The following is a 26,174-nucleotide window of genomic DNA, read 5'->3' on the forward strand; positions in this document are numbered from 1 at the left end:
CCAGGCCCCCTGACCACCTCTCAATTCTCCCACCGGGCACTGACAATCGATCGGGGCCGGAGGGCGCGGCCTCTGCGCGCGAACGGCCGCGGAAACGTAAGCTGTGCCACGTCAAACGGACCGGGCAGCGGGGATGAACATGGCGATGATGCGCCTGAGGCGCGAGGACCCGCGTGTCGTCGGCTCGTTCAGGCTTCACCGACGGCTCGGCGCGGGCGGCATGGGCGTCGTCTACCTGGGGTCCGACAAGAAGGGCCAGCGGGTCGCGCTGAAGGTGATCCGGCCTGATCTGGCCGAGGACCAGGAGTTCCGTTCGCGGTTCGCGCGCGAGGTGTCGGCCGCCCGGCGCATCCGGGGCGGGTGTACGGCGCGGCTGGTCGCGGCGGATCTGGACGCCGAACGCCCCTGGTTCGCCACCCAGTACGTGCCCGGCCCCTCCCTGCACGACAAGGTCAACGACGAGGGGCCGCTCGGCGCCGCCGAGCTGGCCTCCATCGGGGCCGCGCTGTCCGAGGGGCTCGTCGCCGTCCACGAGGCCGGGGTCGTGCACCGGGACCTGAAGCCGTCCAACATCCTGCTCTCCCCCAAGGGCCCCCGGATCATCGACTTCGGCATCGCCTGGGCCACAGGAGCCTCGACGCTGACGCACGTGGGCACGGCGGTCGGCTCGCCCGGGTTCCTGGCGCCGGAGCAGGTGCGGGGTGCGCTGGTCACACCGGCCACCGACGTGTTCTCGCTCGGCGCCACGCTCGCGTACGCCTCGACGGCCGACTCGCCCTTCGGGCACGGCAGTTCCGAGGTCATGCTCTACCGCGTGGTGCACGAGGAACCGCAGCTGCACGGGGTGCCGGACGCGCTGGCGCCGCTGGTGCGGGCCTGTCTGGCGAAGGACCCGGAGGAACGGCCCAGCACCCTGGACCTCTCCCTGCGCCTGAAGGAGATCGCCACCCGCGAGGCGCAGGGTCTCGCGGAGGCGCGGCCGCCGGCGCCGCGGGCCGCCGAGGCGGACCGTCCCACCGGACGCCTCCCCGACACCGGCCGCTCGGAGCGCACGCTGCGCCACCAGAGCGGGCCCGGCACTCCTCCGCCGCGGGGCGGGACGCCGTCCTCGCGCGGCCCCGTTCACTCGCGCGGCGGGACGCCGGTCCGGGGCGGGAGCCCCTCCCGGGGCGGCGGCGCGCCGGGACCGCGGTCCGGGGCCCGGCCCGCTCCGGGCGCGCGCAACACCCGTCCGGGCAACGGCGGCAGACCCGTGCCGCGCGGCGGGGCGGGCCGTCCGCGGCCGCGCGGCACCGGAACCTGGCGGCGGCCCGCGAACCCCCGGCTGCTGCGTCAGCGGATCTTCGTGTTCGTCGTGGTGACGCTGTTCGTGGCGCTCGGCATCGCCGTCGTCCAGGGCTGTGAGGGCCCCGCGCGCGGACTGGGCGTGGAGGACGGCGTCGTCCGCGACCGCCAGGAGCGGACGCCCCCCGCGCCGCACGTGCCGGTCGACGGGGCCGACCCGGCCGGGACACGTCCGCTCGGCGGCTGACGCGCGCGGGCGCCCGCCGGGATGCGCGGCGCGGTGCCCTACTGCTGCGGGCGGCCCGTCGCCACGGCGTAGAAGGCGACCGCGGCCGCCGCGCCCACGTTGAGCGAGTCGACGCCGTGGGACATGGGGATGCGGACCCATTCGTCGGCGGCGACGAGCGCCTGGGTGGAGAGGCCGTCGGCCTCCGCGCCGAGCATGAGCGCCACCCTGTCCATCCGGTGCGGCGCCGCCTCGTCGAGACTGCGGGCCTTCTCGTCCGGGGTGAGGGCGAGAAGGGCGAAGCCGGCCTCCCGGACCGAGTCCAGGCTCTTGGGCCAGCTGTCGAGGCGGGCGTACGGCACGGAGAAGACGGCGCCCATCGACACCTTCACGCTGCGGCGGTACAGGGGGTCCGCGCAGTCCGGGGAGAGCAGCACGGCGTCCATGCCGAGGGCGGCCGCCGACCGGAAGATCGCGCCGATGTTGGTGTGGTCGTTGACGGACTCCATGACGACGACCCGGCGGGCGCTGTGCAGGAGTTCGGTGGCCGTGGGCAGCGGCTTGCGCTGCATGGAGGCCAGCGCGCCGCGGTGGACGTGGTAGCCGGTGACCCGCTCGGCCAGCTCCGGGCCGACGGCGTAGACCGGCGCGGGCAGCTCGTCGATGACGTCGCGCATGACGTCGACCCACTTGGCGGAGAGCAGCATCGAACGCATCTCGTACCCGGCGTCCTTGGCCCGGCGGATGACCTTCTCGCCCTCGGCGATGAACAGGCCCTCGGCGGGCTCGCGCTTGCGGCGCAGCTCGACGTCGGTCAGGCCGGTGTAGTCGCGCAGGCGCGGGTCGTCGGGGTCGTCAACGGTGATGAGATCGGCCACAGGGTGATACTGCCTTGTCCTGGGTGTGGTGCCAACGGCTCGGAACGGTTGCGTTACCGGCGGTTACTCCGAGGTCGGGGGGCCGACGGCGACGACCGCGCCGATGACGATCACCGCCGGGGGCCTGACCTCCTCGGTGCGGACCGCCTCGGCGACCGTCGCAAGGGTCGCGTCCACGCGCCGCTGGGCGGCCGTCGTGCCCTCCTGGACGAGGGCGACCGGGGTGCCGGGCGGCTTGCCGTGCGCGACGAGCGTCTCGGCGATCTTCCCGATCTTGTCGACGCCCATCAGGACCACCAGGGTGCCGGTGAGCTTCGCGAGGGACGCCCAGTCGACCAGGGAGCGCTCGTCGTCCGGGGCCACGTGCCCGCTGACCACGGTGAACTCATGGGCGACCCCGCGGTGGGTGACCGGGATGCCGGCCGCGCCGGGCACCGAGATCGAGCTGGAGATGCCCGGGACGACCGTGCAGGCGATGCCCGCCTCGGCGAGCGCCTGGAGCTCCTCCATGCCCCGGCCGAAGACGTACGGGTCGCCGCCCTTGAGCCGGACCACCGACTTGCCCTGCCTGGCGTGCTCGATGAGCGCGTTGTTGATGGCCTCCTGGGCCATGTACCGGCCGTAGGGGATCTTGGCCGCGTCGATCACCTCGACGTGCGGCGGGAGTTCGGCGAGGAGGTCGCGCGGGCCGAGCCGGTCGGCGATGACGACGTCCGCCTCGGCGAGCAGCCGGCGGCCGCGGACCGTGATCAGGTCCGGGTCGCCGGGGCCGCCGCCGACGAGGGCGACGCCCGGGGTCCGGGTGCGGTGGTGGGGGGCGACCAGGGTGCCGTCGCGTAGGCCCTCGACGACGGCGTCGCGCACGGCGGCCGTGTGGCGCGGGTCGCGCCCGCGGGCCGTCGTGGTGAGGACGGCGACCGTGACGCCCTCGCTGTGGCCGGTGGCCGGGGTCCAGGCGGTCGCGGCGTCGGCGTCGTCGGAGCGCACGCACCACACGCGGCAGGCCTCCGCCTCGGCCGAGGCCTGCCGGTTGGCGGCCGGGTCGCTGGTGGCGATCAGGGCGTACCAGGCGTCGGCGAGGTCTCCCTCGGCGTAGGGGCGCCTGGACCAGCGCAGCTCGCCCGCGTCCGCCATCGCCTCGACGGACGGAGTGGCCTCCGGGGAGACCAGGTGCACGTCGGCGCCCGCCCCGATCAGGGCGGGCAGGCGGCGCTGGGCGACCTGGCCGCCGCCGAGGACGACGACCCTGCGGCCGGCGAGACGGAGGCCCACGGGGTAGGCGGGGTGTTCGGCCATGAGGGTGCGGCTCCTCGTACGGGCAGAGAGCAGTGGGCGGGCGCTGCGGCTCTGGAGCGGCCCTGACGTGCGCATTTTAGAGGTGCTTCAGCATGCGGCGGGGCCGGGGGCGGCACAAGCGCGTGCCGCCCGGCCCCGGAGCAGGTCCTACTTCTCGGTCACGCCCGCCGAGTCGAACGTCGCGACCTCGTGCATGGCGCGGGCCGTGCTCTGCACCAGCGGCAGGGCCAGCAGCGCGCCCGTGCCCTCGCCCAGGCGCAGGTCCAGGTCGACCAGCGGGCGCAGGCCCAGCTTGTTGAGGGCCGCCACATGGCCGGGCTCGGCGCTGCGGTGGCCCGCGATGCACGCCGCGAGCACCTCGGGGGCGATCGCCCGGGCGACCAGGGCGGCCGCGCCGGCGCTGACGCCGTCCAGGATCACGGGCGTGCGCAGGGAGGCGCCGCCGAGCAGCAGACCGACCATGGCCGCGTGCTCGAAGCCGCCGATCGCGGCGAGGACGCCGATCGGATCGGCCGGGTCGGGCTGGTGGAAGTCCAGCGCGCGGCGGACGACCTCGGTCTTGCGGGCGAGGGTCTCGTCGTTGATCCCGGTGCCGCGGCCGGTGACCTCGGCCGGGTCGGCGCCGGTGAAGACCGAGATGAGGGCGGCGGACGCCGTGGTGTTCGCGATGCCCATCTCACCGGTGAGCAGCGCCTTGTTGCCGGCCGCCACCAGATCGCGGGCCGTCTCGATGCCGACCTCGATGGCCTGCCGGGCCTCCTCGCGGGTCATCGCGGGGCCGGTGGTCATGTCGGACGTGCCCGCGCGGATCTTGCGCGGCAGCAGACCGGGGGTGCCGGGCAGGTCGGCGGCCACGCCGACGTCCACCACGCAGACCTCCGCGCCGACCTGGGCCGCGAAGGCGTTGCAGACCGCTCCCCCGCCGAGGAAGTTGGCGACCATCTGGGCCGTCACCTCCTGCGGCCACGGGGTGACGCCCTGGGCGTGCACGCCGTGGTCGCCGGCGAAGATCGCGACGGCCGCGGGCTCCGGGATGGGCGGCGGGCACTGCCGGGACAGCCCGGACAGCTGGGCGGAGATGATCTCCAGCATGCCGAGCGCGCCGGCCGGCTTCGTCATCCGCTTCTGCCGCTCCCAGGCCTCGCCGAGCGCCTTGGCGTCGAGCGGGCGGACGCTGGCGACGGTCTCGGCGAGCAGGTCGTGCGGGTCCTCGCCGGGCAGTGCGCGACGGCCGTACGTCTCCTCGTGGACGACCCAGGACAGCGGGCGGCGCTTGGCCCAGCCCGCCTGCATCAGCTCGGGCTCGTCCGGGAACTCGTCGACGTAGCCGACGCACAGGTAGGCGACCACTTCGAGGTGCTCGGGCAGACCCAGCGCGCGGACCATCTCGCGCTCGTCGAAGAAGCTGACCCAGCCGACGCCGAGGCCCTCGGCGCGCGCGGCGAGCCAGAGGTTCTCCACGGCGAGGGCGGAGGAGTACGGCGCCATCTGCGGCTGGGTGTGCCGGCCGAGGGTGTGCCGGCCGCCACGCGTGGGGTCGGCGGTGACCACGATGTTCACCGGCGTGTCGAGGATGGCCTCGATCTTCAGTTCCTTGAACTGCTTGGCCCGCCCCTTGGGCAGGGACTTCGCGTACGCGTCCCGCTGGCGGGTCGCCAGCTCGTGCATCGCCCGACGGGTGTCGGCCGAACGGATGACGACGAAGTCCCAGGGCTGCGAGTGCCCCACGGAGGGCGCGGTGTGCGCGGCCTCCAGGACGCGCAGCAGCACCTCGTGCGGGATCGGGTCGCTGCGGAAGCCGTTGCGGATGTCCCGGCGTTCGCGCATCACCTTCAGGACGGCCGCGCGCTCGGCGTCGTCGTAGGCGGGGGCTGCCGGGCCGGCGGACTCTCGCGCTTCTTCCACGGGGACGGCCGGGCTCTCTTCCTGGTCGGCGGCCCTGGTCCGCAGGTCCTCCGGGCTCTGTACGACGTCGGGGTCGGCGTCGGCGTCGGTCTGGGTCTCGTGCTCCGCGTCGAAGGCCGCCGGGGCCTCGGTCACGACGGGCTCGGCACCGCGCGGGGCGGGGACCGGAGCGGCGGGGACGGCGGAGAGGACGGCGGCCGTCTGCGCGACCGCCTCGGCCCCGGCTTCCGGTCCGGCCGTCGTCGGCTCGGGCCCCGGCTGCTGCGACTCGGGGGCCGCGACGACGTTCGGCGGGGCCGGCGCGAGGTGCTCCGCGGGGGGCTCCGAGGCTCCGGCGGGCACGGTCGGGGCCGACGGCAGGTCCGGCACGGGGTGGACCGACTCGGGCTGCTCCTGCTGCGGCACGGGGGCGGCCGCGTGCCGGAGTTCGGCGTCGGTCTCCTCGGCGGGCTGCGGGGCAACGGCCGCGGCGGGCTCGACGGGCGGCGCTTCGGCCGCGAGGGGAACGGCGGGCTCGTGAGCGGCGGGGACGGCGGGCTCGGGGGCGGAGGGGACGGCGGGCTCGGGGGCGGAGGGGACGGCGGGCTCGGGGGCGGAGGGGACGGCGGGCTCGGGGGCGGAGGGGACGGCGGGCTCGGGGGCGGAGGGCGCGGGAGCCGCTTCGTCGGAGGGTCCGGCGGGCTCGGACGCCGACAGCGTCTCAACCGCCCCGGCAGCCTCGGCGGTCTCTTCCGTCTCGGCGGTCTCTTCCGTCTCGGCAGCCTCTGCCGTCTCGGCAGCCTCTGCCGTCTCGGTCGTCTCGGTCGTCTCGGTCGTCTCGGCAGCCTCCATCGTCTCCGCCGGGGGCTGGACGACTGGGGTCGCGGGCTCCGGCGCGGAGGACGCGTCCGGGACGGCGGCGGCCGGAGTCTCGGGGTCGGCGTCCGGGGTGGGCGACGCGGTGTCCGCCGCGTGGACGGGCTGGGCGGCGACCGCGGCCTCGGCGGACGCTTCCGGCGCCTCCGACGGCGGCGCCGGTTCCTCGGCGGTCTGCCCGGCGCTCTGCTCGGCAACCGGTTCGGCGGGTGCCGCGACGGGCTCCGCCTGCGCCGCGGCGTCCGGCTCGACGACGGTCGCCGTGGGGGCGGCGAGCGCGGGCTCCGGGGCGGTGCCGGACGCGGGGGCCTCGAAGACCTGGGCGGCGGGCGTCTCCTCCGCGGACGCCTCCGGCTCCGGCGCTTCGGGGGTCACGGCCTGAGGCTCCTCCACGGCCGGGGCGGCCTCGGGGGCGAGAACGGGCTCGGGGGCGGGCGCCACGGGGGGCGCCGGTTCCGAGGGAGCGCCGGTCACGCTGCCGGGCGCGGGTACGGCAGCGGCCGCGGGCGCGTCGGTCTCGGGCGCCTGAGGCGCCTCGGAGGCCTGCGGCTCGTGCGGAACCTGCGGTTCCTGCGCCGAGGAGTCGTCGGTCGCCGTGACGGGCTCCTGCGGCTGCGGCTGCTCGGCTGCTTCCGGCTCCTGCGGCGCGTGCGCCTCTTCGGGCGCGTCGGCGTCGGCGGGGCTCGCCGCCGCCTCACCGGCGTCCGCGACGGCCGGACCTGCGACGGCGCTCTCGGCCGCGGTTGCCGCCTCGGCCGGGTCGGCGACGGCGGTCTGCGCCGGGGCGGGCTCGGCGGTCTCCGCGGTCTCCACGGCCTCGGCGGCGGCCTGCCCAGCGGGCTCGGCGGACGGCTCGGGCTGGGCTGCTGCTTCCGGGGCAACCGGTTCCGGGGCGGCGGGGGGCTGTTCCGCGGGCGCGGCCTCGGCGTCCGGCGCCGTCTCCGGCGTGCCCGTCGTCTCGGCCGGCTGCTCGACGGCGGTCACCGGAGCGTCCGCGGCGGACGGCTCGTCGGCGGGCTGCTGCTGGGCCTCCGCCATCATCGCGGCGCCGAGCAGTTCGCCGGTGTCGACGATCCCGTACCCCCGGGCGACGCGGGGTTCCGGCGCGGTCCCGGGCTCGTCGGCCTCCGGCGGGGCGGTCGCGGCGATCGCCTCGGTCGCCACGCGGGCGACCACGGCCTGGGCCGCGCCCGCGGGCTCGGCCTGCCGGGTCCGGGCGACCGCGGCGGGGACGGCCGTCTCCCCGGCGGTCCCCCCGGAAACGGCGGAAACGGCCGGGGCCTGGGCGACGTCCTGGACCGTGGTCTGCGCCGCGGTCTGGGCGGCGCCCCAGGGGGACGCGCCCTGCGGGGGCATGTCCCGCAGGTGCGGCACGTCGAGGTACTCGGGGCCGGAGACCGCCACGCCGGACTGCCGCACCGGCGCGCCCGCGGGGCCGCGGTCGGCGAGCGAGCGGACCGGGCTGGCGGAGGCGTCGGGGATCGGGGGGCCGAGGTGGAGGGGGCGGCGCGGGGTGGCCTGCGGGGCCGACGGGCCGGGCAGGCGGACGCCGGTGAGGTCGACCGAACCGCTGTCGCGGCCGGCCGTCTCGTGCGGCCCCGGCTCGTGGACCGCCTCGACCACCGGTTCCGGCGCGGGCGGCGCGACCTCGTTGCCCCACGCGCTCTGGGCACCCGGCAGCAGCAACAGGTCTTCGTCCTCGGCGGGGGTCTCGGAGAGGTAGGTGTACGCACCGTGCGCGGGGACGCCCGGCTGCTCCACCATGCCTGCGCTCTCCGGCAGCCCCTCGCCCGGGACCTGGCCGGTGTCGGTCATGCGTACCCCTCGCCCATCGGTTAGTGCTTCTGCGGCCGGCTCACCCGGAGCGGCGCACCGACCGCCCCGTAGTGAAGAACGAGCGTCCGCGCCCAGCGGCACGAACGACCCGCCCGAAATAGCGACAAAGCCATTCAGTGGCATTGTCCCGGCCGTCGTCGCCTCGCGACAGCTTGATCGGCGAGGCTCCGCTGTGGACTGCGCCACGTTGCGCGCCCTCCGGTTCTGCCGTACCACACGCAGCCCAAAAGGGAGGTGTTTTCCGGACATTGGCCGACGAAGCGTCGGGCGACCGGAAGCGGTACGACGATCGGCCAGCCTACCGCGCGCGGTACGACAACAGGATCACGGGGAGGGCTGTCCCGGTCACGGCCGGCGGTCGGCGAGAACCCCGGTGAGCAGGAACGCGACGCTCCGCTCCGTCTCCGTCCAGGCCCGCGTGTCGAGTTCGACGGACTGGACGAGGGCGCACTCGACGCCGTACCCGTGCTCGGAGAGGTCGCGGCCCACGCGTTCGGCCGCGTCGCGGGTCGCCGCGTGGGTGACGATGCGCTGCGGACGGCGGTCGACGACCGCGGAGACCACCGGCGCTCCCCCGCCGCCGACCCGGACGACGTCCGGTTCGGGCAGGTTCTCCAGGACGTGCGGGGCTCCGCCGTGGACGATCTGGAGCTGGACCCCGTGGCGGCGTGCGGCCGCGTCGGTGCGGGCGCAGGCCTCCAGGTCCCGGTCGACCGCGATGACGGCGGCGCCCGCCCGGGCGGCCTCGGTCGCGAACGCTCCGCTGCCGCAGCCGACGTCCCAGACGAGGTCGCCCACGCGCGGGCCCAGCCGGGCGAGTTGGGCGGCGCGCAGCAGCGGCGTCTCCCCTTCGCCGAGCACCCCGCCGTACGCCTCGCCGGGCAGTGTCCAGCCGCGCGGGCCGGCGCCGGGGTCGCGGCCCGCGATCCAGCCGCTCTCCCCGGCGACGACCGGGCCGGTGGGGCCGCCGATGACGATGACGACGTTGGGGTCGCGCCACATGTGGTCGGCCGCCTTGTCGGAGGTGACGACGCTGACCTGTTCGCGGTCGGTGCCGAGTTCCTCGCACACCACGAAGGTGCGGTGCACGCCCTCCAGCAGCAGGCCCAGCTCGGCGGGCCCGGCGCCCGGGGAGGTGAGGACGGCGACCTTGGTGTGGGCCCGGCACACGTTGACCGCGCGGCGCAGGGTGCGCCGGTGGGCGACGACCACCTGGGCGTCGTCCCAGGGCATGCCGGCCCTCGCGAAGGCCGCGGCCACGGCGGAGACGGCGGGGACGACCTCGACCTCCAGGCCGAACTCGGGGGCGCGCAGGGCGCGTACGACGCCGAAGAAGCCCGGGTCGCCGTCGGCGACGACGACCGCGGTGCCGCGGTGGCCGGCGATGCGGCGGGCGGCGAGGGCGACGCTGCCGAGCCGGACGCGTTCCGCGGTGGGCGGCACCTCGGGCAGCGTCAGATGGTGGGCGGCGCCGGCCACCAGGGTGGCCGCGCCGAGAGCGGAGCGGGCCGCGGCGGTCAGCGGCGAGCCGTCCCAGCCGATCACCGTGACGCGGTCGGCCATGGTCGTCAGTCTCCCCCGGGTTCACGCAGGCAGCGGGCTTCGTGAGGGTACCTGGTCGGGGCGTGCGGGAAGGGGCGCGGCCCGGTCAGTTCCAGTCGGTGTACGAGGTGAAACCGCCGCTCTCCGCGAAGTGCTCGCCGCCGGTGTCGAGGTCCTCGGGGAGGAGGCTCCACACGATGTAGTCGGTGCGGACCTCGCTCCACCCGCCGTCCTCGCCGCGCACGCGCGCTATGCAGGCGCCGCGCAGCACGCCCTCGCTGATGCACCCGATCTTCTGGGCGACCTGCTGGGAGGCGGTGTTGTCGGCGGCCGTGCGCAGCTCGATGCGTTCGAACTTCTGGTCGGTCAGCAGCCATCGGGCGGTGGCCATGGCCGCTTCGGAGGCGTAGCCCTCGCCGCGCGCCCAGGGGGCGACGATGTACGACAGCTCGGTGGAGCGGACGTGCCAGTTGGTCTTGGCGAGCTGGACGACGCCGACGAGGCGCTGGGTGAGGAACTCGGTGACGGCGAGGTCGAGGCCGCGGCCCGCGGCGTGTTCGGCGGGGGCGTACTCGGTGATCCAGCGGCGGGCGGCCGCCTCGTCGAAGGGCTGCGGGACGGAGGTCCAGGCCGCGACCTGCTCGTCGTTCATCATGTCGGCCAGGGCGGGCACGTCGTCCTCGTCGAGCGGACGCAGGCCCAACCGCTCCGTGCTGATGGAGATGGTGGGGAAGGTGCTCGTCATGCGCCGCTCCGTAACCTTCGGGACCTCGTGAACCTGCCGACCCGTCAGGGCCCGCTGAACTGCCCAGCATGCAGCATGCGGCGCTGAACCACACCACGGGGTCCGCGCCGCCCGCGGGCGCGGACCTCGGGTGCGGGGGACGTCGGTCGAGGTCAGAAGGCGGCGACGACGGCGCCGTCGTACGTGTCGGCGATGAACTTCCTGACCTCGGGCGAGGTGAGCAGCTTGGCGAGCTTCACCACGCGCGGGTCGGTCTCGTCGCCCTTCTTCACGGCGAGGAAGTTGGCGTAGGGGTTGTCCTTGGCGGACTCCGCGGCCAGGGCGTCCTTGGCCGGGCTGAGCTTGGCCTCCAGCGCGTAGTTGCCGTTGATGACGGCCGCGTCGACGTCGCCGAGGGAGCGGGGCAGCTGGGCGGCCTCCAGCTCCTTGAACTTCAGGTTCCGGGGGTTGGACGCGACGTCCTTGGGGGTCGCGTCGTAGCCGGCGCCGGACTTGAGCCGGAGCAGGCCGCCCGCCTCCAGCAGCTTGAGCGCGCGGGCCTCGTTGGTGGTGTCGTTCGGCAGGGCGACGGTGGCGCCCGCCTTGAGGTCCGTGAGCTTCTTGGCGCTCTTCGCGTACAGGCCGAGCGGCTCCAGGTGCACCGCGGCGCCGGGCACGGCGACGATGTCGGTGCCGTTCTTCTTGTTGAAGTCGTCGAGGTACGGCTGGTGCTGGAAGTAGTTGGCGTCGACCTCGCCCTGCTGGACGGCGGTGTTGGGCGTCACGTAGTCCGTGAACTCCTTGACCTCCAGCTTGAGGCCGGCCTTCGCCGCGAGGTGGTCCTTGACGTAGGTGAGGATCTCGCCCTGCGGGGTGGGGGTGGCGGCGACGGTGAGCGTGGCGTTCGCGTCGGCGCTGCCGGAGTCCTTGTCCGAGCCGCAGGCGCTGAGTCCGAGGGTGAGGGCTCCGGCGGCGAGGACGGCGGTGGTGATCTTGGCGGTGTTACGCACGAAAAGTGCCTTTCCTGAAGGGTGGTGCGCCCCGCGTCGGGTGGTGCGGGGAGTCTTGGGCAGCGGCCCGGTGGGGGGCGGGCCGAGGCGGGGTGGCCGTGGGGGCCGGGTCAGACGGCCTTGCCGACGTCGGGGGCCGCGGGCTCCTTCGCCCGGAGCAGGCGCAGCTTCGGCGCGGGGCCGGAGCGGCCGCCGCGGCGGTGCAGGGAGCGGGCCGCGTAGTCCCCGGCGAACTGGATGAGCGCGATGACGACGGCCAGGATGGCCACCGTGATCCACATCAGCTCGGTCTCGAAGCGCTGGTAGCCGTAGCGGATGGCGATGTCGCCGAGGCCGCCGGCGCCGACCGTGCCGGCCATCGCGGAGTAGCCGATGAGGGCGACGATCGTGGTGGTCGTGCCGGCGATGAGGGAGGGCAGGGACTCGGGGACGAGCACCTTGCGCACGATGGTCCAGGTGTTGCCGCCCATCGCCTGCACGGCCTCGACGAGTCCGCCGTCCACTTCCCGGACGGCCGTCTCGACCAGGCGCGCGAAGAACGGGATGGCGCCGATGGCGAGCGGCACGATCGCGGCCTCGCGGCCGATGGTCGTCCCGGTGACCGTGCGCGTGAAGTTCATCAGCGCGACCATGAGGATGATGAAGGGCATCGAGCGGGCGATGTTCACGACCTGCCCGATCACCTTGTTGGCGACGGTGTTCTGCAACAGGCCGCCGCGGTCGGTCAGCACCAGCAGGACGCCGAGCGGCAGACCGCCGACGACCGCGACGAGGGTGGACCAGCCGACCATGTAGAGGGTGTCCCAACAGGCCTGGGACAGCAGGGGCTGTATCTCGGACCACTGGGTTCCGCTCACTTGGCGGCCTCCTTCAGCAGCGCGGGCCCGGGCGCCGCCCGGTCCACGACGTCGATCTGAAGGCCCCGTTCGCGCAGGAAGCCGATGGGCACGACGTTGTCCTCGTAGCGGCCGGGCAGCTCGATGCGCATGCGGCCGATCTGGAGGCCGCCGACGGTGTCGATGGCGGCGCCGAGGATCGAGATGTCGATGTTGTAGGTGCGCGACAGCTGGGAGACGACGGGCTGGGTGGCGGCCTCGCCGAGGAAGGTGACGTCGACGACGGTGCGGTCGTCGCCGGTGGCCTCGCCGCCGACGGGGAAGAGGGCGGCGGCCAGTTCGGAGCCGGGGGTGGCGAGCAGCTCGCTGACCGTGCCGGACTCGACGAGGCGGCCGCTGTCCATGAGCGCGGCGGAGTCGCAGACCGACTTCACCACGTCCATCTCGTGGGTGATCAGCAGGACCGTCAGGCCGAGCTGCCGGTTGAGGTCGCGCAGCAGCCGGAGGATGGAGCGGGTGGTCTCCGGGTCGAGGGCGCTGGTGGCCTCGTCGGACAGCAGCACCTTGGGGTCGCCGGCCAGGGCGCGGGCGATGCCGACGCGCTGCTTCTGGCCGCCGGAGAGCTGGGCGGGGTAGGACTGCGCCTTGTCGGCCAGGCCGACCAGGTCGAGCAGGTCCAGCGCCTTGCGGGAACGTTCCTTCCCGGAGCTGCCGAGGATCTCCAGAGGCAGCTCGACGTTGTCCTGCACGGTCCGCGAGGACAGCAGGTTGAAGTGCTGGAAGACCATGCCGATCCGGCTGCGCGCCTGCCGCAGCTCCTTGCCGGCGCGCGGACCGCGTCCGGCGAGCGCGGTGAGGTCCTGTCCGGCGACGGTGACCGTGCCGGAGGTGGGGCGCTCCAGGAGGTTGATGCAGCGGATGAGCGAGGACTTGCCGGCGCCGGACTGGCCGATGACGCCGTACACCTCGCCTTCGCGCACGTGCAGGTCGACGCCGTCGAGGGCGGTGACCGCACGGCCGCGCGAGCGGTAGACCTTGCTCAGGCCCGTGGTGGTGATCACGTGGGGGTTTCCGTCACTGTCGAGTGCGCGGGCGCGGGTGTGCCCGGGCGCACGGATGCAGGCTGTCTGGGCGCGGCACGGCTCTCGCTCCGGCGGGGGATCCGGGGGGAACGCGTGCGCGGGGCGCGGCTGCGGTCTCGTACGGCTGGGATGCGGCGTACGGACCTGCCACGGCGGCTCGCTTCGGGGCGCGAGCGCGGAGGTGGTGCGGGGGCCCTCTAGAAGGCGCGCATTCGACACAGACAACGAGCACCGGGCGTCATGGTCGCCTCGGTCGCACGGATGCGGCTGCTCGTCGTGGTCATGAGCATCAGTAAAGCAGACGTACGGTCCTGACCGGGATCGCGGTGTCCGGATGCTGGACAGCCGTGGACACCGCTTCGGCGCATGTCAGCCGAGGGCGGGGTTACCCGCGGCCCTGCCGTTGACCGGCGGCGACGGGGTGGACGGGGCTCGGCCCCGGGGTCGCGGGGAGCGGCGCAGGCGCGCGGTCCGGGGCCGGCTGTGGCCAACGCCACGGTGGCCGGACCGACGGCCCGCCCCCGCGGGACGGGGGCGGCGGCGGCCGTCGGGGCGGGGGCCGGCCGCCCCCGGAGCGCGGGCGCCGGAGTGGGGCCGACCCCGCCGGGGCGGGGGCCGGCCGCCCCCGGAGCGCGGGCGCCGGAGTGGGGCCGACCCCGCCGGGGTGGGGCCGGCCGTCCTCGGAGCGCGGGCGCCGGGGGCGGGGCTCGCCGCGCGGAGCGTCCGGGGCGGCGCGGCCTCCCGGCGCGTGTGCGGGGGTGCGGGGCCGACGGCGGGAGGCGGAATACGGCGTAATAGGGTCGCTGCATGTTTGATGCCCTGACGCTGGCGACCGGCGTCGCCGCGTTGCTCCTCGCCGCCTGGTGCGGCTGGGCCGCCTACCGCGACCAGCCGACGAAGGACTGGCACTTCATCGGGATGGCCGTGGTCTCGCTGCTGGCGGTGGTCCAGCTGGTGATCGGGATCGTGCAGCTGGCGCGGGGCGAGAAGCCGGAGCAGGGCACGACGATCTTCGTGGCGTACCTGCTGGGGGCGTTCGCGTGCGTGCCGGCGGCCGGTCTCCTGTCGCTGGGCGAGCGCACCCGCTGGGGTTCGGTGACGGTCGCCGCGGCCGGTGTGGTGCTCGCCGTGCTCGAGGTGCGGCTCTTCGACATCTGGGGAGGCTGAGATGACGGCGACGCAGGAGAAGCCGGTCCGGCTGATCGGCGGGCCCGGGCTGCTGCTGGTGTGGTTCTACGGCGTCATGGTGGTCGGGGCGGTGTCGCGGTCGGCGTACCAGATCGCGACCGAGTTCGACCGGGCCCCGCTGTCGTACGTGCTGTCGGCCGTCGCCGGCGTGGTGTACGGGTTCATCACGTACACCCTGGTGCGGGGCGGGGAGACGGCCCGCAGGGCGGCGCAGGTCTGCTGCGCCGCCGAACTCGCGGGCGTGCTGATCGTGGGCACCTGGACGCTGGCCGAGCCGTCGGCGTTCCCCGACTCGACCGTGTGGTCGCAGTACGGGATGGAGTACGTGTTCATCCCGGTCCTGCTGCCGCTGTCGGCCCTGTACTGGCTGCGGCGCTCCCGGAACGCCGCCGCCGGATAGCCGCCCGCGCGCTACGCGGTGGCCGCGTACTCCCCCGCCTGCTTCTCCAGGACGATCATGGGCACGCCGTCCGCGCCCTGGGAGGTGCCGACGGTCTCGTAGCCGACGCGGCGGTACAGGCGGAGGTTGCCCTCGCTGCGGTGGCCGGTGAAGAGGCGGAACTTCTTGGCCCCGCGCTCCTCGGCGAGGGCCGACTCGGCGGCCCGCAGCAGCCTGGCGCCGATGCCGTGCCCCTGAAGACGCGGGTGGACGCAGAGCTTGCCGATGGCGGCGGCGCCGTCCTCGGTGAGGTTGCCGCGCACGCAGCCGACCACCTCGTCGCCCAGCCGGGCCACGAAGACGCAGTCGGCGGCGAGTTCCTCGCGCACCGACGCGAGGGTCTGGACGAGGGGGGCGATGCGGTAGTTGCCGTACAGCGCGGCTTCGCTCTGGAAGCACAGGTACTGCAGCCTGAAGATCTGCTCGGTGTCCTGCTCGCCCGCCACCGAGATGGTCACGCTCATGCCCATGTGCGCACGCCTCCCGCTCACCTGATCGCCTGTGGTCCCCCACTCCTATCCCCGCGCTTCGCGGGCCGCAACCTCCGGCGGAAGCAAACGCCGCAGACATCCCAGACATCGGGAACGTTCCGGCCCGAGACTGCCCTGTGAGATACCCAACTTCCCCGCGATCTCGCGGTAGGTGAGGTCGTCCGGCGACAGCAGGGCCTGCAGCAGACGGGAGCAGCGGCCGGGCAGGCGGTGCACGGCCTCGCGCAGGGCGCGGTGGCGGGCGGCGGTCAGGGCGAGCTGCTCGGGACCCCGTTCGGCGTCCTCGGCCGGGTCGGCCACGTAGGGCTGTTCACGGCGGACGGTGCGGCGGGTGCGGCGGGCCTCGGCGCGCACGGCCCGGCGCAGCCAGTTCTGCGGGTCGCGCGGCGGGCCGTCGGTGGCCAGGTGCTCCAGGAGGCGCAGCCACACCGCCTGTTCGAGGTCGGCGGGTTCGGCGCCGGCGGCGTGGGCCTCGGCGGAGGCCTCCGCGTTGAGCAGCGGGCGCAGGGCGGTGAGCAAGTCGTGCGTCATATGCGCCACGATGCGACCGCCCGGGCCGGCGGTTGCCCGGGCGGTCGACTGTCACTCCAACGAGGAATCAGCCGTTGACGAAGTCGGCGCGGGCGAGCACTCCGGTGTCCGGGTTGTCCGTGAAGACGCCGTCGATGCCGGTGGCGAAGTAGGTGCGGAAGGCGCCGAAGGGGTCGCCGTATCCGTCCGCGTCCGTGCCCTTGCGGAAGTCCGCGGGCAGGAAGAGGTTCTCGTTGCGCATGGTGTAGGGGTGCAGCACCAGGCCGACCGCGTGGGCGTCCTTCACCAGGGTGGTCGGCTCGGTGAGGTTGCCGGCCGCGTCCTTCGGGATGACCAGGTCGAGGGTGGGGCCGATGCCCTGGGCGTAGCCCGCGATCTCACGCAGGCCGGCCCGGGTGATCAGGTCGGCGACCGTGCGCGGGTCGCCGGTCTCGACGAAGTCCCAGGGGCGGGAGTCCGCGGTGGACAGGAGCACGGCGAGGGGGTTGTCGACCAGCTTGTCGAGGCGCTGGAGGCTGGTGGGCTCGAAGGACTGCAGGACGACCGGCGAGTTCCTCCTGTCCTTGCCGTGCCTGTGCAGCAACTTGGCGACCCGTTCCTCCAGGCCCAGGCCGAGCTTGCGGAAGTAGGTGGGGTGCTTGGTCTCGGGGTAGATCCACACCTGCTTGCCGCGCTTGCGGGTCTGCTCGTCCTGCCACTTCAGGACTTCCTCGAAGGTGGGGATCTCCCAGCGCCCGTTGTAGAGCGTGTTGTGCGGGCGGTTCGCCGGGATGCGCTCGACGGCCCGCAGGGTCTTCAGCTCGGCGAGGGTGAAGTCCTCGGTGAACCAGCCGGTGGTGGGGACGCCGTCGAGCACCTTCGTCGTCCTGCGGGCGGCGAACTCGGGGTGCTCGGCGACGTCCGTCGTGCCGCCGATCTCCGGCTCGTGGCGGCAGACGAGGTGGCCGTCTCTGGTGGGGACCAGGTCGCCGGCCTCGACGATGTCGGCGCCCAGGTCGAGCGCCAGCTCGTAGGAGCCGAAGGTGTGCTCGGGTCGGTAGCCGCTGGCGCCGCGGTGGCCGATGATCGTCGGCACGGGCAGGCTCCGCAGCCCGCCGCCGCGGCCGGACCCGGACCGCGACGGCGCGGCTTCGGCGGCTCCGGCGGTGCCCGACAGGCCGAGGACGCCCCCGGCGGCGCCGAGCACGGCCGCGCCGAGAAGCGCCCGCCGTCCGGTGCCGCCCCCGCCCGCCTGCTGGTCCGATCCTTGCGTGCCCTGCATGCCCTGTGTGCCCTGCGTGCCCATGAGGCCTCCTGCCGTCGGCTCGTCCGTGCGGGCCGATCGTAGGGGCGTGAACATGACCACCGGGAGACCGCGACCCCAACACGCGGGTGACGGGTGACGGCGTCTGCCTGGCGTGGGCCGTACATCGGGGGCGGGATGTTCCCTACGACAGAAGTACGCCGGGCGTACGACGGATGTGCGCCGGACGTACGCCGGACGCGCGGCGGGGGCTACCGCGATGTGACGGGTCGTCGGCTCGGTCGGGTCGGACGGATTCGCCGCGGCCCGCGGGGGAACGCGGTCCGGTGACGGCGACGGCAACCACCTCGGCGGCCGACGGCGACCGACGGCGGTGGCGGCGCGGGGGCGAGGGCCGCGGGACGGCGGCCGGTAGACCAGGGCGCGCGGACGGCCCCGGCTCCCCGGTCTTCCCGGCGGCTGCCCGGCGGTTTCGTGGCGGTTCCGTGGCGGTCTCGCGCCCGTTCCGCACGGGTGACGGACGGGCGGCGGCTCGGCCGTCCAGGTACTCGTGTGTCAACAGTGCGTAAGACCTGGGTGACCCGATGTGCGCCGGGTCCGCGGCCGCGAGTATCGTCCTAGTCCTCACCTGCACATACTCATACCGTTTCCCTTGACATCGGAGGGCTCGTTGTCCCGCTTCGCGCTCATCAAGGCAGTGCTCGGACCGATCATGCGCCTGATGTTCCGCCCACAGGTCGAGGGCGCGGAGCACATCCCCGGCGACGGCCCCGTGATCCTGGCGGGCAATCACCTGACCTTCATCGACTCGATGATCCTGCCGCTGGTGTGCGACCGGCAGGTGTACTTCATCGGCAAGGACGAGTACGTCACCGGCAAGAGCCTGAAAGGCCGTCTCATGGCCTGGTTCTTCACCGGGGTGGGCATGATCCCGGTGGACCGCGACGGCGGCCGCGGAGGCGTGGCCGCGCTGATGACCGGCCGCCGGGTGCTGGAGGAGGGGAAGGTCTTCGGCATCTACCCCGAGGGGACCCGGTCCCCCGACGGCCGCCTCTACCGTGGCCGCACCGGGATCGCCCGGCTGACGCTGATGACCGGCGCGCCGGTCGTCCCCTTCGCGATGATCGGCACGGACAAGCTCCAGCCGGGCGGCGCGGGCATGCCCCGGCCGGGGCGGGTCACCGTGCGCTTCGGCGAGGCGATGGAATTCTCCCGCTACGACGGGATGGACCGGGACCGCTATGTGCTGCGCGCCGTGACGGACTCCGTGATGACCGAGGTCATGCTGCTGTCCGGGCAGGAGTACGTGGACATGTACGCCACGAAGGCGAAGGCGGCGTAAGCCTCCGGCGGTCGGGCGGGGTTCGTCCTCGGGGAGTTGTCCTGGGGGCGGGTCCCTCGCGTGAGGGCGCCGGGGGCGCCGGGGCGGGTCTTCGGGTGCGGGTCCGTCGTGGCTCGTCGCGCAGTTCCCCGCGCCCCTGACAAGCACCGGGTGCGCCGAGGGCGGGTTTTCGGGTGCGGGTGCGTCGTGGTTGATCGCGCAGTTCCCCGCGCCCCTGACAAGCACCGGGTGCGCCGAGGGCGGGTTTTCGGGTGCGGGTGCGTCGTGGTTGATCGCGCAGTTCCCCGCGCCCCTGACAAGCGCCGGGGGCGCCGGGGCGGGTCTTCGGATGCGGGTGGGTTGTGGCTGGTCGCGCAGTTCCCCGCGCCCCTGATGAGCGCCGGGGGCGCCGGGGGCGGGTTTTCGGGTGCGGGTGCGTCGTGGTTGATCGCGCAGTTCCCCGCGCCCCTGATGAGCGCCGGGGGCGGGTTTTCGGGTGCGGGTGCGTTGTGGCTGGTCGCGCAGTTCCCCGCGCCCCTGACTAGGGACCCCACGCCCCTGGTGGGCGCGGGGTTCAGGGGTGTTCGGCCAGGCGTTCGTTGCGGAGCATGAACCAGGCCGCCGCCGACGTGGCCAGCAGGACCGCCGCGCCCACCCCCGACGCCGTGTTCAGGCCGTCCACGAACGCCCCGCGGGCCGATGCGAGCATCTCGCCCGCCGCGGCCGCGGGCATGTGCCCGGCCGCCTCCGCCGCGCCCCCGAGCGACTCGTGCGCCCCTTGCGGAGTGCCCGCCGGGGCCGGGAAGCCGCGGTAGACGCCCGTCACGATGGAGCCGAGCACGGCGATGCCGAGGGCCGCGCCGAGTTCGTACGCCGTCTCCGACACCGCGGACGCCGCTCCCGCCTGGTCCTTCGGCACCGAGCCCAGGATGACGTCGGCCGTCACCGTGAAGGAGATCCCGGCGCCCACGCCGACCACCAGCAGGACGGCCCCCAGCACCGGGTAGCCGGTCGAGGGTCCGACCGTCGTCAGGGCCGCGAGGGCGAGACCGATCGCCGCGAGGCCGCCGCTGACCGCGCCCCGCACCGAGAAGCGGCGCGCGACCCGGCCCGCCGCCAGCCCGGCCGCCACCGCGCCGACCGCCGCGGGCAGTTCGGCCAGCCCCGCCTCGAACGGAGCGCGGCCCTGGACCAGTTGCAGGTACTGGGAGAGGAAGAACACCAGGCCGGACAGGCCCAGGATGGTCAGCAGGTCGGCCAGCACCGCGCCGCTGAAGCCGCGGTTGCGGAACAGCCGCATGTCCAGCAGCGGCGTCGGGAGGGTCAGCTGGCGGCGGACGAAGCCGCACAGCGCCGCCGCGCCCAGCAGACCCGTGCCCATCGAGGCCCAGGTGAAGCCGTGGGTGGCGGCCTCCTTGACGGCGTACACGACGCCGATCATGCCGAACAGTGACAGCAGGACGCTCGGCAGGTCCCAGGGGCCCGGATGCGGGGTGCGGGACTCGGGGAGCGTCCTGACGCCCACGAGGACGAGGACGACCATCACCGGCACGTTGATGAGGAAGACCGAGCCCCACCAGAAGTGCTCCAGCAGGAAACCGCCCAGGACCGGCCCGACCGCGGTGCCGGCGGAGGCGGCCGCGCCCCAGATGCCGATCGCCAGGCTGCGTTCGCGCGGGTCGTGGAAGAGGTTGCGGATCAGGGCGAGGGTGGCGGGCATCAGGGTCGCGCCGGCCACGCCGAGCAGCGCCCGGGCGGCGATCATCGTCTCCGGGGACGTCGCGTAGGCGTTGAGGACCGATATCAGCCCGAACGCGGTGGCCCCGGCGAGCAGGATCCGCTTGCGGCCGATGCGGTCGCCGAGGCTGCCCATGGAGACGAGCAGACCGGCGATGACGAACGAGTAGACGTCCCCGATCCACAGCAACTGGGTGCCGGAGGGCGCCAGATCCTCGCTGATGTAAGGGGTCGCGAGACCGAGGACGGTCGCGTCGACGGCCACCAGCAGCACGGCGAGCACGAGGACGGAGAGCGCGAGCCAGCGGTCCGGGCGCCTCACCGCCTCCGTCGTGGCCGTCGGCCGCAGGGTGCTGGTCATGGTTCCTCTCTTCGTCATGCGGGATCGCGGGGAGCGGGGTCATGAGGGGCCTGCTCGGGTGGGACCGGCTCGTGGGCGGCCGGGTCGTGTGGCGTCGGGTCGCGTGGGAGCGCGGGGTGCCGGAGTGCTCCGCCGAGCAGCAGTTCGACGACCATGCCCGAGAAGTCCCGCGGCGCGCCCTTGCCGCTCTGCACCATCCAGACGCCCGAGGCCAGCAGGCCGAACAGGGCCTCGGTGAGCCAGGCCGGCGTCAGGTCGATGCGGAACTCCCCGCCGAGCTGACCGCGCCGGAAGAGGGCGGAGATCCGGTCGTCGATCCGGGTCCAGCCCGCGTGCTGCTCCTCGCCCTCGAACAGCTGGTTCTCGGTGTAGAGGAAGGCGAGCAGCCCGGCGGCGGACTCGATGCCGGCGACCAGCCTGCGCACGGCGTCGCTCGCCGGGCCGTCGTCGAGGCGGGCCGCGTCCAGGGCGGCCTCGCACTCGGCGATCCCGAGCGCCTCCAGGGCGCGGACGAGCGCGTCGCGTCCGGCGAAGTGCCGGTGCAGTGTGGCGCGGCTGATGCCCGCCGCCTTGGCCACCTCGTCCATCGTCGCGGTGGACTTACGGGTCAGCAGGGCGGCTGCGCTGCGCAGCACGTGGTCACGGTCGACGGCCATGAGACAACCATAGACCATGTGAGACATCTTTGTCTCACTACGGGCACGCACGCCTCACGCCCCCACGGCTCGGGGTGAGCGTGAGGAGGTGGGGCGGGTGAGGGGTGAGGGTGCGTACCGGTTTGCGCCGCGGGCGGCCGCTCCGTCAGTGCCAGGGCAGGCGGCCGCGCTGCTCCCAGTAGGCGCGCGGCTCCTCGGCGAGGGCGTCGAGCCGCTCCAGCTGGTCGTCGTCCAGGTCGACGACGGCCGCGTGCAGGTTGGAGGCGAGCTGCGCGGCCGTCGCGGCGCCGGAGAGGACGACGCCGGCCCAGGGCCTGCGCAGGACCAGGGCGAGCGCGACGGCATCGCACCCGAGGGAGGCCTCGGCGGCGACCTGCTTCAGGGCGTCCGGCGCGTGGGGACCGGCGAGACGGCCGTTGGCCATGCCCTCCTTCACGATCACCGTGAGGCCGGCGTCGTGCGCCTCGGCGAGGGCGGGACCGGCCGAGGTCTCCAGCGCGTTGTACGTCGACTGGACGGTGCGGAAGAGGGGTTCGCCGTCGACCGTGACGGCCAGGGCGGCCCGGACGGCGGCGGCCTGCTCGGGGCCGCTGGTCGAGAAGCCGACGGTGAGTCCCCGGGCGGCGGCCTCGGCCAGCTTCGCGTGGAGTTCCTTGTCGGTGAGGGCCGGACTGTCCGGGGTCACCGAGTGGATCTGGTAGAGGTCGAGCCGGTCGCCGAGCAGTGCGGCCGTCTCGGCGCGCTGCCGTTCGTATGTGGCGAGCCCGTGGTCCTTGACCTCGTGCCGCTCCGCGTCCGTGGTCCAGCCCGCGGTGTAGGTGTAGCCCCACTTGCTGCCGACGACGACGTCGGCGACGTCGGGCCGGGCCTTCAGCCAGTCGGCCAGGAACTCCTCGGAACGGCCGTAGGAGCGGGCCGCGTCGAAGTAGCGCACGCCCTGGGCGTAGGCCGCGTCGAGGAGTTCATGGGTGCGGGCGCGCAACGCCTCGACGCTGCGGTCCGCTCCGAGGTCCCCGTCCCGGCCGAGGGTGATGTAGCCGGGACGGCCGACGGCGGCGAGGCCGAAGCCGATGTGGCAGGTGGGGGTCGTTGCGGCGGCCAGGCGGGCGAAGGGCATCGCGGGCTCCGTGGGGGTCGGCTCCGGTACGGCTCCCGACCAACGTATCCCGCGCCCCCGGACACCGGCCCCGGACCCCGGACCCGGAATCGGGACCGCCGCCGGCCTCGCCCCTCGCCCTTCGGACCTGGACCTCGACCTCGGCCGCCGGACCCCCACGGACCCGACGGACCCCGACGGATCCCGCCCCTCGGCCCTTGGCCTCGGACGACTGGCCGGGGAGGGCGGCGCGGGCCGCCGGCTACCGCTTCGCTTTGGCCGTCGCCCACTCGTGCTGGGCCGCCACGTTCCGCTTGACCTCGGCGAGCTGGACGGCGACCGCGCTGGGCGCGGTGCCGCCGCGGCCGTCGCGGGAGGCGAGGGCGCCGGGGACGTTGAGGACCGAGCGCACCTCGGGGGTGAGACGGGCGGAGATCTTCGCGAACTGCTCGTCCGTCAGCTCGTCCAGTTCCTTGCCGTCGGCCTCGGCGACCTTGACGCACTCGCCGGCGACCTCGTGCGCGACGCGGAACGGCTCACCCTGCTTGACGAGCCACTCGGCGATGTCGGTGGCCAGGGAGAACCCGGCCGGGGCCAGCTCCTCCATGCGCTCCCGGTGCACCGTGAGGGTGGCGATCATGCCGGTGAAGGCGGGCAGCAGGACTTCCAGCTGGTCGCAGGAGTCGAAGACCGGCTCCTTGTCCTCCTGGAGGTCGCGGTTGTAGGCCAGCGGCAGGGCCTTCAGGGTGGCCATCAGTCCGGTGAGGTTGCCGATGAGGCGGCCGCTCTTGCCCCGGGCCAGCTCCGCGATGTCGGGGTTCTTCTTCTGCGGCATGATCGACGAGCCCGTGGAGAAGGCGTCGTGGAGGGTGACGAAGGAGAACTCCTTCGTGTTCCAGATGATGATCTCCTCGGCGATCCGGGAGAGGTTCACGCCGATCATCGCGGTGATGAAGGCGAACTCGGCGACGAAGTCGCGTGAGGCCGTGCCGTCGATGGAGTTGCCGACGCTGCCGTGCTCGAAGCCGAGGTCCTTGGCGACCGCCTCCGGGTCCAGGCCGAGGGAGGAGCCGGCGAGGGCGCCGGAGCCGTACGGCGAGACGGCCGTGCGCTCGTCCCACTGGCGCAGGCGCTCCGCGTCCCGGGACAGCGCCTGCACATGGGCGAGGACGTGGTGGGCGAAGAGGACCGGCTGGGCGTGCTGGAGGTGGGTGCGGCCGGGCATCGCGACGTCCGGGTGGGCCTCCGCCAGGCCGACGAAGGCGTCCTGGAGCTCGGCGAGCAGGCCGCCGATGATCCGGGCGTGGTCGCGCAGGTACATCCGGAACAGGGTGGCGACCTGGTCGTTGCGGGAACGGCCCGCACGCAGCTTGCCGCCGAGGTCGGGGCCGAGGCGCTCCAGAAGGCCCCGCTCCAGGGCGGTGTGGACGTCCTCGTCGGCGATCGTGCCCACGAAGGAGCCGTCGGCGACGTCCGACTCGAGCAGGTCGAGTCCGTCGAGCATCCGGGTCAGCTCGTCGTCGGTGAGCAGGCCCGCCTTGTGCAGCACGCGCGCGTGGGCGCGGGATCCGGCGATGTCGTAGGGCGCGAGCCGCCAGTCGAAGTGGACGGACGCGGACAGCTTGGCCAGGGCCTCGGCCGGACCGTCGGCGAAACGGCCGCCCCAGAGCCTTACGTCACCGCTGTTGCTGCTCACTTGCGCTGCTCCTCACCGCTGACCTCAACGCTGCACCTCAACGTCATGCATGAGTATGCAGACCTCCGCATGATTCGTCAATCCAGCCTCACCCCACAGGGAAGCCCACCCCTCTCCCGAAGACTTTTCGAAGACACCTTGAACAATGGCAACCGCTTACCCGTACTCACCCCTGAACGCCGGCGCCGCGTTGACACACACCCACTCCTGACCCAAGTGAGGCAACCGCATGTCCAGGGCTCTTCCCAAGTACAACAAGCGTCGCGTGGCGATCATCGGCGGCGCCGTCGCCGTGGCTCTGACCGGTGCGGTCGTGGTGAACACCGCCCTGGCCGGGGAGTCCAAGGGCGGCGGCGCGACCAACGCCCAGACCCTCGCCGCCGGTCCCGGCACCATCACGTGCCCGGACGTGGCCTCGCAGCTGCCGGCGATTCCCGCCTCCGCCAAGGCCGAGGTCGACCGCAACCTCGCCCTGCTCCAGACGCAGATCAGCGAGGCCAACACGCGCTTGCAGAACACCGTGGGTCAGGGCGGCCCCAACTTCGTGCAGAACGCGATCCTCGGTCCGCTGAAGGACAAGCGCGTCTCGACCGTCAACCGCATCGCCACGGCGATCGGCCGCACGGCGGCCAAGCCGGCCGGCCTCGACGCGCTGGCCCCGTGCGCCCTCAACGGAGGCGGCGCGGCCGCTCCCGCGACGGGCAACAACGGGAACAACGGGAACGCCGGGAACAACGGCAACGCGGGGAACAACGCGAACAACGGCAACAACGGCAACGCCGGGAACCAGGGCAACAACGGCAACGGCAACAACAACGCCGGGAACGCGGGCAACGCCGGTGCGGTCGGCACGATCACCTGCCCGGACGTCGCCTCGCAGCTGCCGGCCGTGCCCGCCACCGCCAAGGCCGAGGTCGACCGCAACCTCGCCCTGCTCCAGACGCAGATCAACGAGGCCAACACCCGGCTGAAGAACACGGTCGGTCAGGGCGGCCCCAACTTCGTGCAGAACGCGATCCTCGGCCCGCTCCAGGGCAAGCGCGAGTCCACCATCGACCGCATCGCCATCTCGATCGGCCGCAAGGGGACCAAGCCGCAGGGGCTGAACGTCCTCGCCGCCTGCACGCTGAACAAGTGACGTGACAGGCCCGGTGGCCGCCCCGCCCGGAGTGACCCGGGCCGGGGCGGCCGCCTGCCCGTCCGCACACACCCGGTCGCATACTCGCGGTCGCGCATTCCCGGTCGTGCGGAGCCGGCGGGACGGACGGATCCCGTATCTCCTTAGACACACGAAAGGCTTTCCCGGATAATCATTAGACATGGGAAAGACTTATGAGCGCATAGACGGCAGGCTCCGGACGTTCATCGAGGAGCAGCCCCTCTTCTTCACCGCGACCGCGCCGCTGGCGGGCGACGGCACGGTCAACCTCTCCCCCAAGGGACTCCGGGGTTCGTTCGCGGTGCTCGACGAGCACACCGTGGCCTACCTCGACTTCGCCGGATCCACCTCGGAGACCGTCGCGCACCTGCGCGAGAACGGCCGGATCACGCTGATGTGGTGCGCCTTCCAGGGCCCGCCGAACATCGTGCGGGTGCACGGGCGGGGCGAGCCGGTCTTCCGCGACGACCCCCGCTTCCGGGAGCTGCTCGCCCGCTTCCCCGACATCGATCCGACCCGGCACGGGCTGCGCGCGATCATCGTCGTGCACGCCGAACTCGTCCGGGACAGCTGCGGGTACGCGGTGCCGTTCATGACGTACGACGAGGACCGCGAGCTGCACGGCAGGCGGTTCGCGCGGGAGGACGACGACTCGCTCAGCGCCTACTTCGCGAAGAAGGACCACATCGCCACGAGCCTGGACGGCCTGCCAGGGCTGCCGCTGCCCCTGAGCCCGCTCTGACCTTCCCCCGCCCGGGCGCCGGCGTTCACGGTCGGCCCAC

21 protein-coding genes are annotated in these 26,174 nt (G+C 73.9%); 6 read left to right on the forward strand and 15 right to left on the reverse strand.

All coding sequences use genetic code 11. From position 1 onward, the window contains the following. Positions 1 to 133: 133 nt before the first annotated feature. Entirely contained in the window at positions 134 to 1,531 is a 1,398-nt protein-coding gene (locus tag OG802_RS06395; RefSeq protein WP_329408012.1) for a serine/threonine-protein kinase, read from the forward strand. Positions 1,532 to 1,569: 38 nt separating this feature from the next. On the opposite strand, the gene OG802_RS06400 is transcribed toward OG802_RS06395, so the two are convergent. The 8 genes from OG802_RS06400 to OG802_RS06435 all read right to left on the reverse strand — a co-directional run bounded on the left by OG802_RS06400 (position 1,570) and on the right by OG802_RS06435 (position 13,453). Further along, on the reverse strand, positions 1,570 to 2,388 hold the full coding sequence (locus OG802_RS06400; protein ID WP_329408014.1) for a TrmH family RNA methyltransferase: 819 nt from the start codon (positions 2,386 to 2,388) through the stop codon (positions 1,570 to 1,572). Positions 2,389 to 2,451: 63 nt separating this feature from the next. Beyond that, positions 2,452 to 3,684 carry a uroporphyrinogen-III C-methyltransferase gene (gene cobA, locus OG802_RS06405; protein WP_329408017.1) on the reverse strand — a complete coding sequence of 411 codons (1,233 nt, stop codon included), beginning with the start codon at positions 3,682 to 3,684 and terminating at the stop codon, positions 2,452 to 2,454. Between the two features lie 147 nt (positions 3,685 to 3,831). After that, positions 3,832 to 8,259 (reverse strand): nicotinate-nucleotide--dimethylbenzimidazole phosphoribosyltransferase, encoded by a 4,428-nt coding sequence (cobT, locus tag OG802_RS06410; RefSeq protein ID WP_329408019.1) that lies wholly within the window; start codon positions 8,257 to 8,259, stop codon positions 3,832 to 3,834. Between the two features lie 366 nt (positions 8,260 to 8,625). Further along, positions 8,626 to 9,843, reverse strand: coding sequence for a precorrin-6y C5,15-methyltransferase (decarboxylating) subunit CbiE (cbiE, locus tag OG802_RS06415; RefSeq protein WP_329408020.1), 1,218 nt, complete (start codon positions 9,841 to 9,843; stop codon positions 8,626 to 8,628). A gap of 85 nt (positions 9,844 to 9,928) precedes the next feature. Beyond that, positions 9,929 to 10,567 (reverse strand): GNAT family N-acetyltransferase, encoded by a 639-nt coding sequence (locus OG802_RS06420; protein ID WP_329408022.1) that lies wholly within the window; start codon positions 10,565 to 10,567, stop codon positions 9,929 to 9,931. 152 nt (positions 10,568 to 10,719) lie between these two features. After that, positions 10,720 to 11,556, reverse strand: a complete 837-nt coding sequence (locus OG802_RS06425; RefSeq protein WP_329408024.1) for a MetQ/NlpA family ABC transporter substrate-binding protein — start codon at positions 11,554 to 11,556, stop codon at positions 10,720 to 10,722. A gap of 110 nt (positions 11,557 to 11,666) precedes the next feature. After that, positions 11,667 to 12,347: a methionine ABC transporter permease gene (locus tag OG802_RS06430; RefSeq protein WP_443055436.1), complete on the reverse strand. Its 681-nt coding sequence runs from the start codon at positions 12,345 to 12,347 to the stop codon at positions 11,667 to 11,669. A gap of 62 nt (positions 12,348 to 12,409) precedes the next feature. Beyond that, positions 12,410 to 13,453, reverse strand: a complete 1,044-nt coding sequence (locus OG802_RS06435; protein ID WP_329408029.1) for a methionine ABC transporter ATP-binding protein — start codon at positions 13,451 to 13,453, stop codon at positions 12,410 to 12,412. 828 nt (positions 13,454 to 14,281) lie between these two features. Here OG802_RS06435 and OG802_RS06440 point away from each other — a divergent pair. Then, a complete protein-coding gene (locus OG802_RS06440; protein ID WP_329408031.1) occupies positions 14,282 to 14,641 on the forward strand; it encodes a hypothetical protein in 360 nt (119 codons plus the stop codon). A gap of 1 nt (position 14,642) precedes the next feature. After that, positions 14,643 to 15,062 (forward strand): hypothetical protein, encoded by a 420-nt coding sequence (locus tag OG802_RS06445; protein WP_329408034.1) that lies wholly within the window; start codon positions 14,643 to 14,645, stop codon positions 15,060 to 15,062. An 11-nt stretch (positions 15,063 to 15,073) separates the two neighbouring features. On the opposite strand, the gene OG802_RS06450 is transcribed toward OG802_RS06445, so the two are convergent. From OG802_RS06450 to OG802_RS06460, 3 genes are all read right to left on the reverse strand, one after another. After that, on the reverse strand, positions 15,074 to 15,571 hold the full coding sequence (locus OG802_RS06450) for a GNAT family N-acetyltransferase (protein ID WP_329408035.1): 498 nt from the start codon (positions 15,569 to 15,571) through the stop codon (positions 15,074 to 15,076). A 45-nt stretch (positions 15,572 to 15,616) separates the two neighbouring features. Continuing rightward, entirely contained in the window at positions 15,617 to 16,123 is a 507-nt protein-coding gene (locus OG802_RS06455) for an RNA polymerase sigma factor (RefSeq protein WP_329408039.1), read from the reverse strand. A gap of 67 nt (positions 16,124 to 16,190) precedes the next feature. Then, on the reverse strand, positions 16,191 to 17,384 hold the full coding sequence (locus OG802_RS06460) for a glycerophosphodiester phosphodiesterase (protein WP_329416963.1): 1,194 nt from the start codon (positions 17,382 to 17,384) through the stop codon (positions 16,191 to 16,193). A 652-nt stretch (positions 17,385 to 18,036) separates the two neighbouring features. On the opposite strand from OG802_RS06460, the gene OG802_RS06465 reads away from it, so the two are divergent. Then, positions 18,037 to 18,708 (forward strand): lysophospholipid acyltransferase family protein, encoded by a 672-nt coding sequence (locus OG802_RS06465; protein ID WP_329416965.1) that lies wholly within the window; start codon positions 18,037 to 18,039, stop codon positions 18,706 to 18,708. Between the two features lie 553 nt (positions 18,709 to 19,261). Here OG802_RS06465 and OG802_RS06470 read toward each other — a convergent pair. The 4 genes from OG802_RS06470 to argH form a co-directional block, all read right to left on the reverse strand. Beyond that, the gene (locus OG802_RS06470; protein WP_329408041.1) at positions 19,262 to 20,785 is read right to left on the reverse strand and encodes an MFS transporter; all 1,524 of its coding nucleotides are present in this window, start codon (positions 20,783 to 20,785) and stop codon (positions 19,262 to 19,264) included. A gap of 14 nt (positions 20,786 to 20,799) precedes the next feature. Further along, positions 20,800 to 21,441 (reverse strand): TetR/AcrR family transcriptional regulator, encoded by a 642-nt coding sequence (locus tag OG802_RS06475; RefSeq protein ID WP_329408043.1) that lies wholly within the window; start codon positions 21,439 to 21,441, stop codon positions 20,800 to 20,802. A 145-nt stretch (positions 21,442 to 21,586) separates the two neighbouring features. Further along, a complete protein-coding gene (locus OG802_RS06480; protein ID WP_329408045.1) occupies positions 21,587 to 22,558 on the reverse strand; it encodes an aldo/keto reductase in 972 nt (323 codons plus the stop codon). A 241-nt stretch (positions 22,559 to 22,799) separates the two neighbouring features. Further along, positions 22,800 to 24,233, reverse strand: coding sequence for an argininosuccinate lyase (gene argH / locus OG802_RS06485; RefSeq protein WP_329408048.1), 1,434 nt, complete (start codon positions 24,231 to 24,233; stop codon positions 22,800 to 22,802). 229 nt (positions 24,234 to 24,462) lie between these two features. Here argH and OG802_RS06490 point away from each other — a divergent pair, with 229 nt between their 5' ends. After that, a complete protein-coding gene (locus OG802_RS06490; RefSeq protein WP_329408051.1) occupies positions 24,463 to 25,371 on the forward strand; it encodes a hypothetical protein in 909 nt (302 codons plus the stop codon). A 181-nt stretch (positions 25,372 to 25,552) separates the two neighbouring features. Then, positions 25,553 to 26,134: a pyridoxamine 5'-phosphate oxidase family protein gene (locus OG802_RS06495; RefSeq protein WP_329408053.1), complete on the forward strand. Its 582-nt coding sequence runs from the start codon at positions 25,553 to 25,555 to the stop codon at positions 26,132 to 26,134. Positions 26,135 to 26,174: the final 40 nt, after the last annotated feature.

The organism is Streptomyces sp. NBC_00704, from assembly GCF_036226605.1.
Taxonomy (GTDB): Bacteria; Actinomycetota; Actinomycetes; order Streptomycetales; family Streptomycetaceae; genus Streptomyces.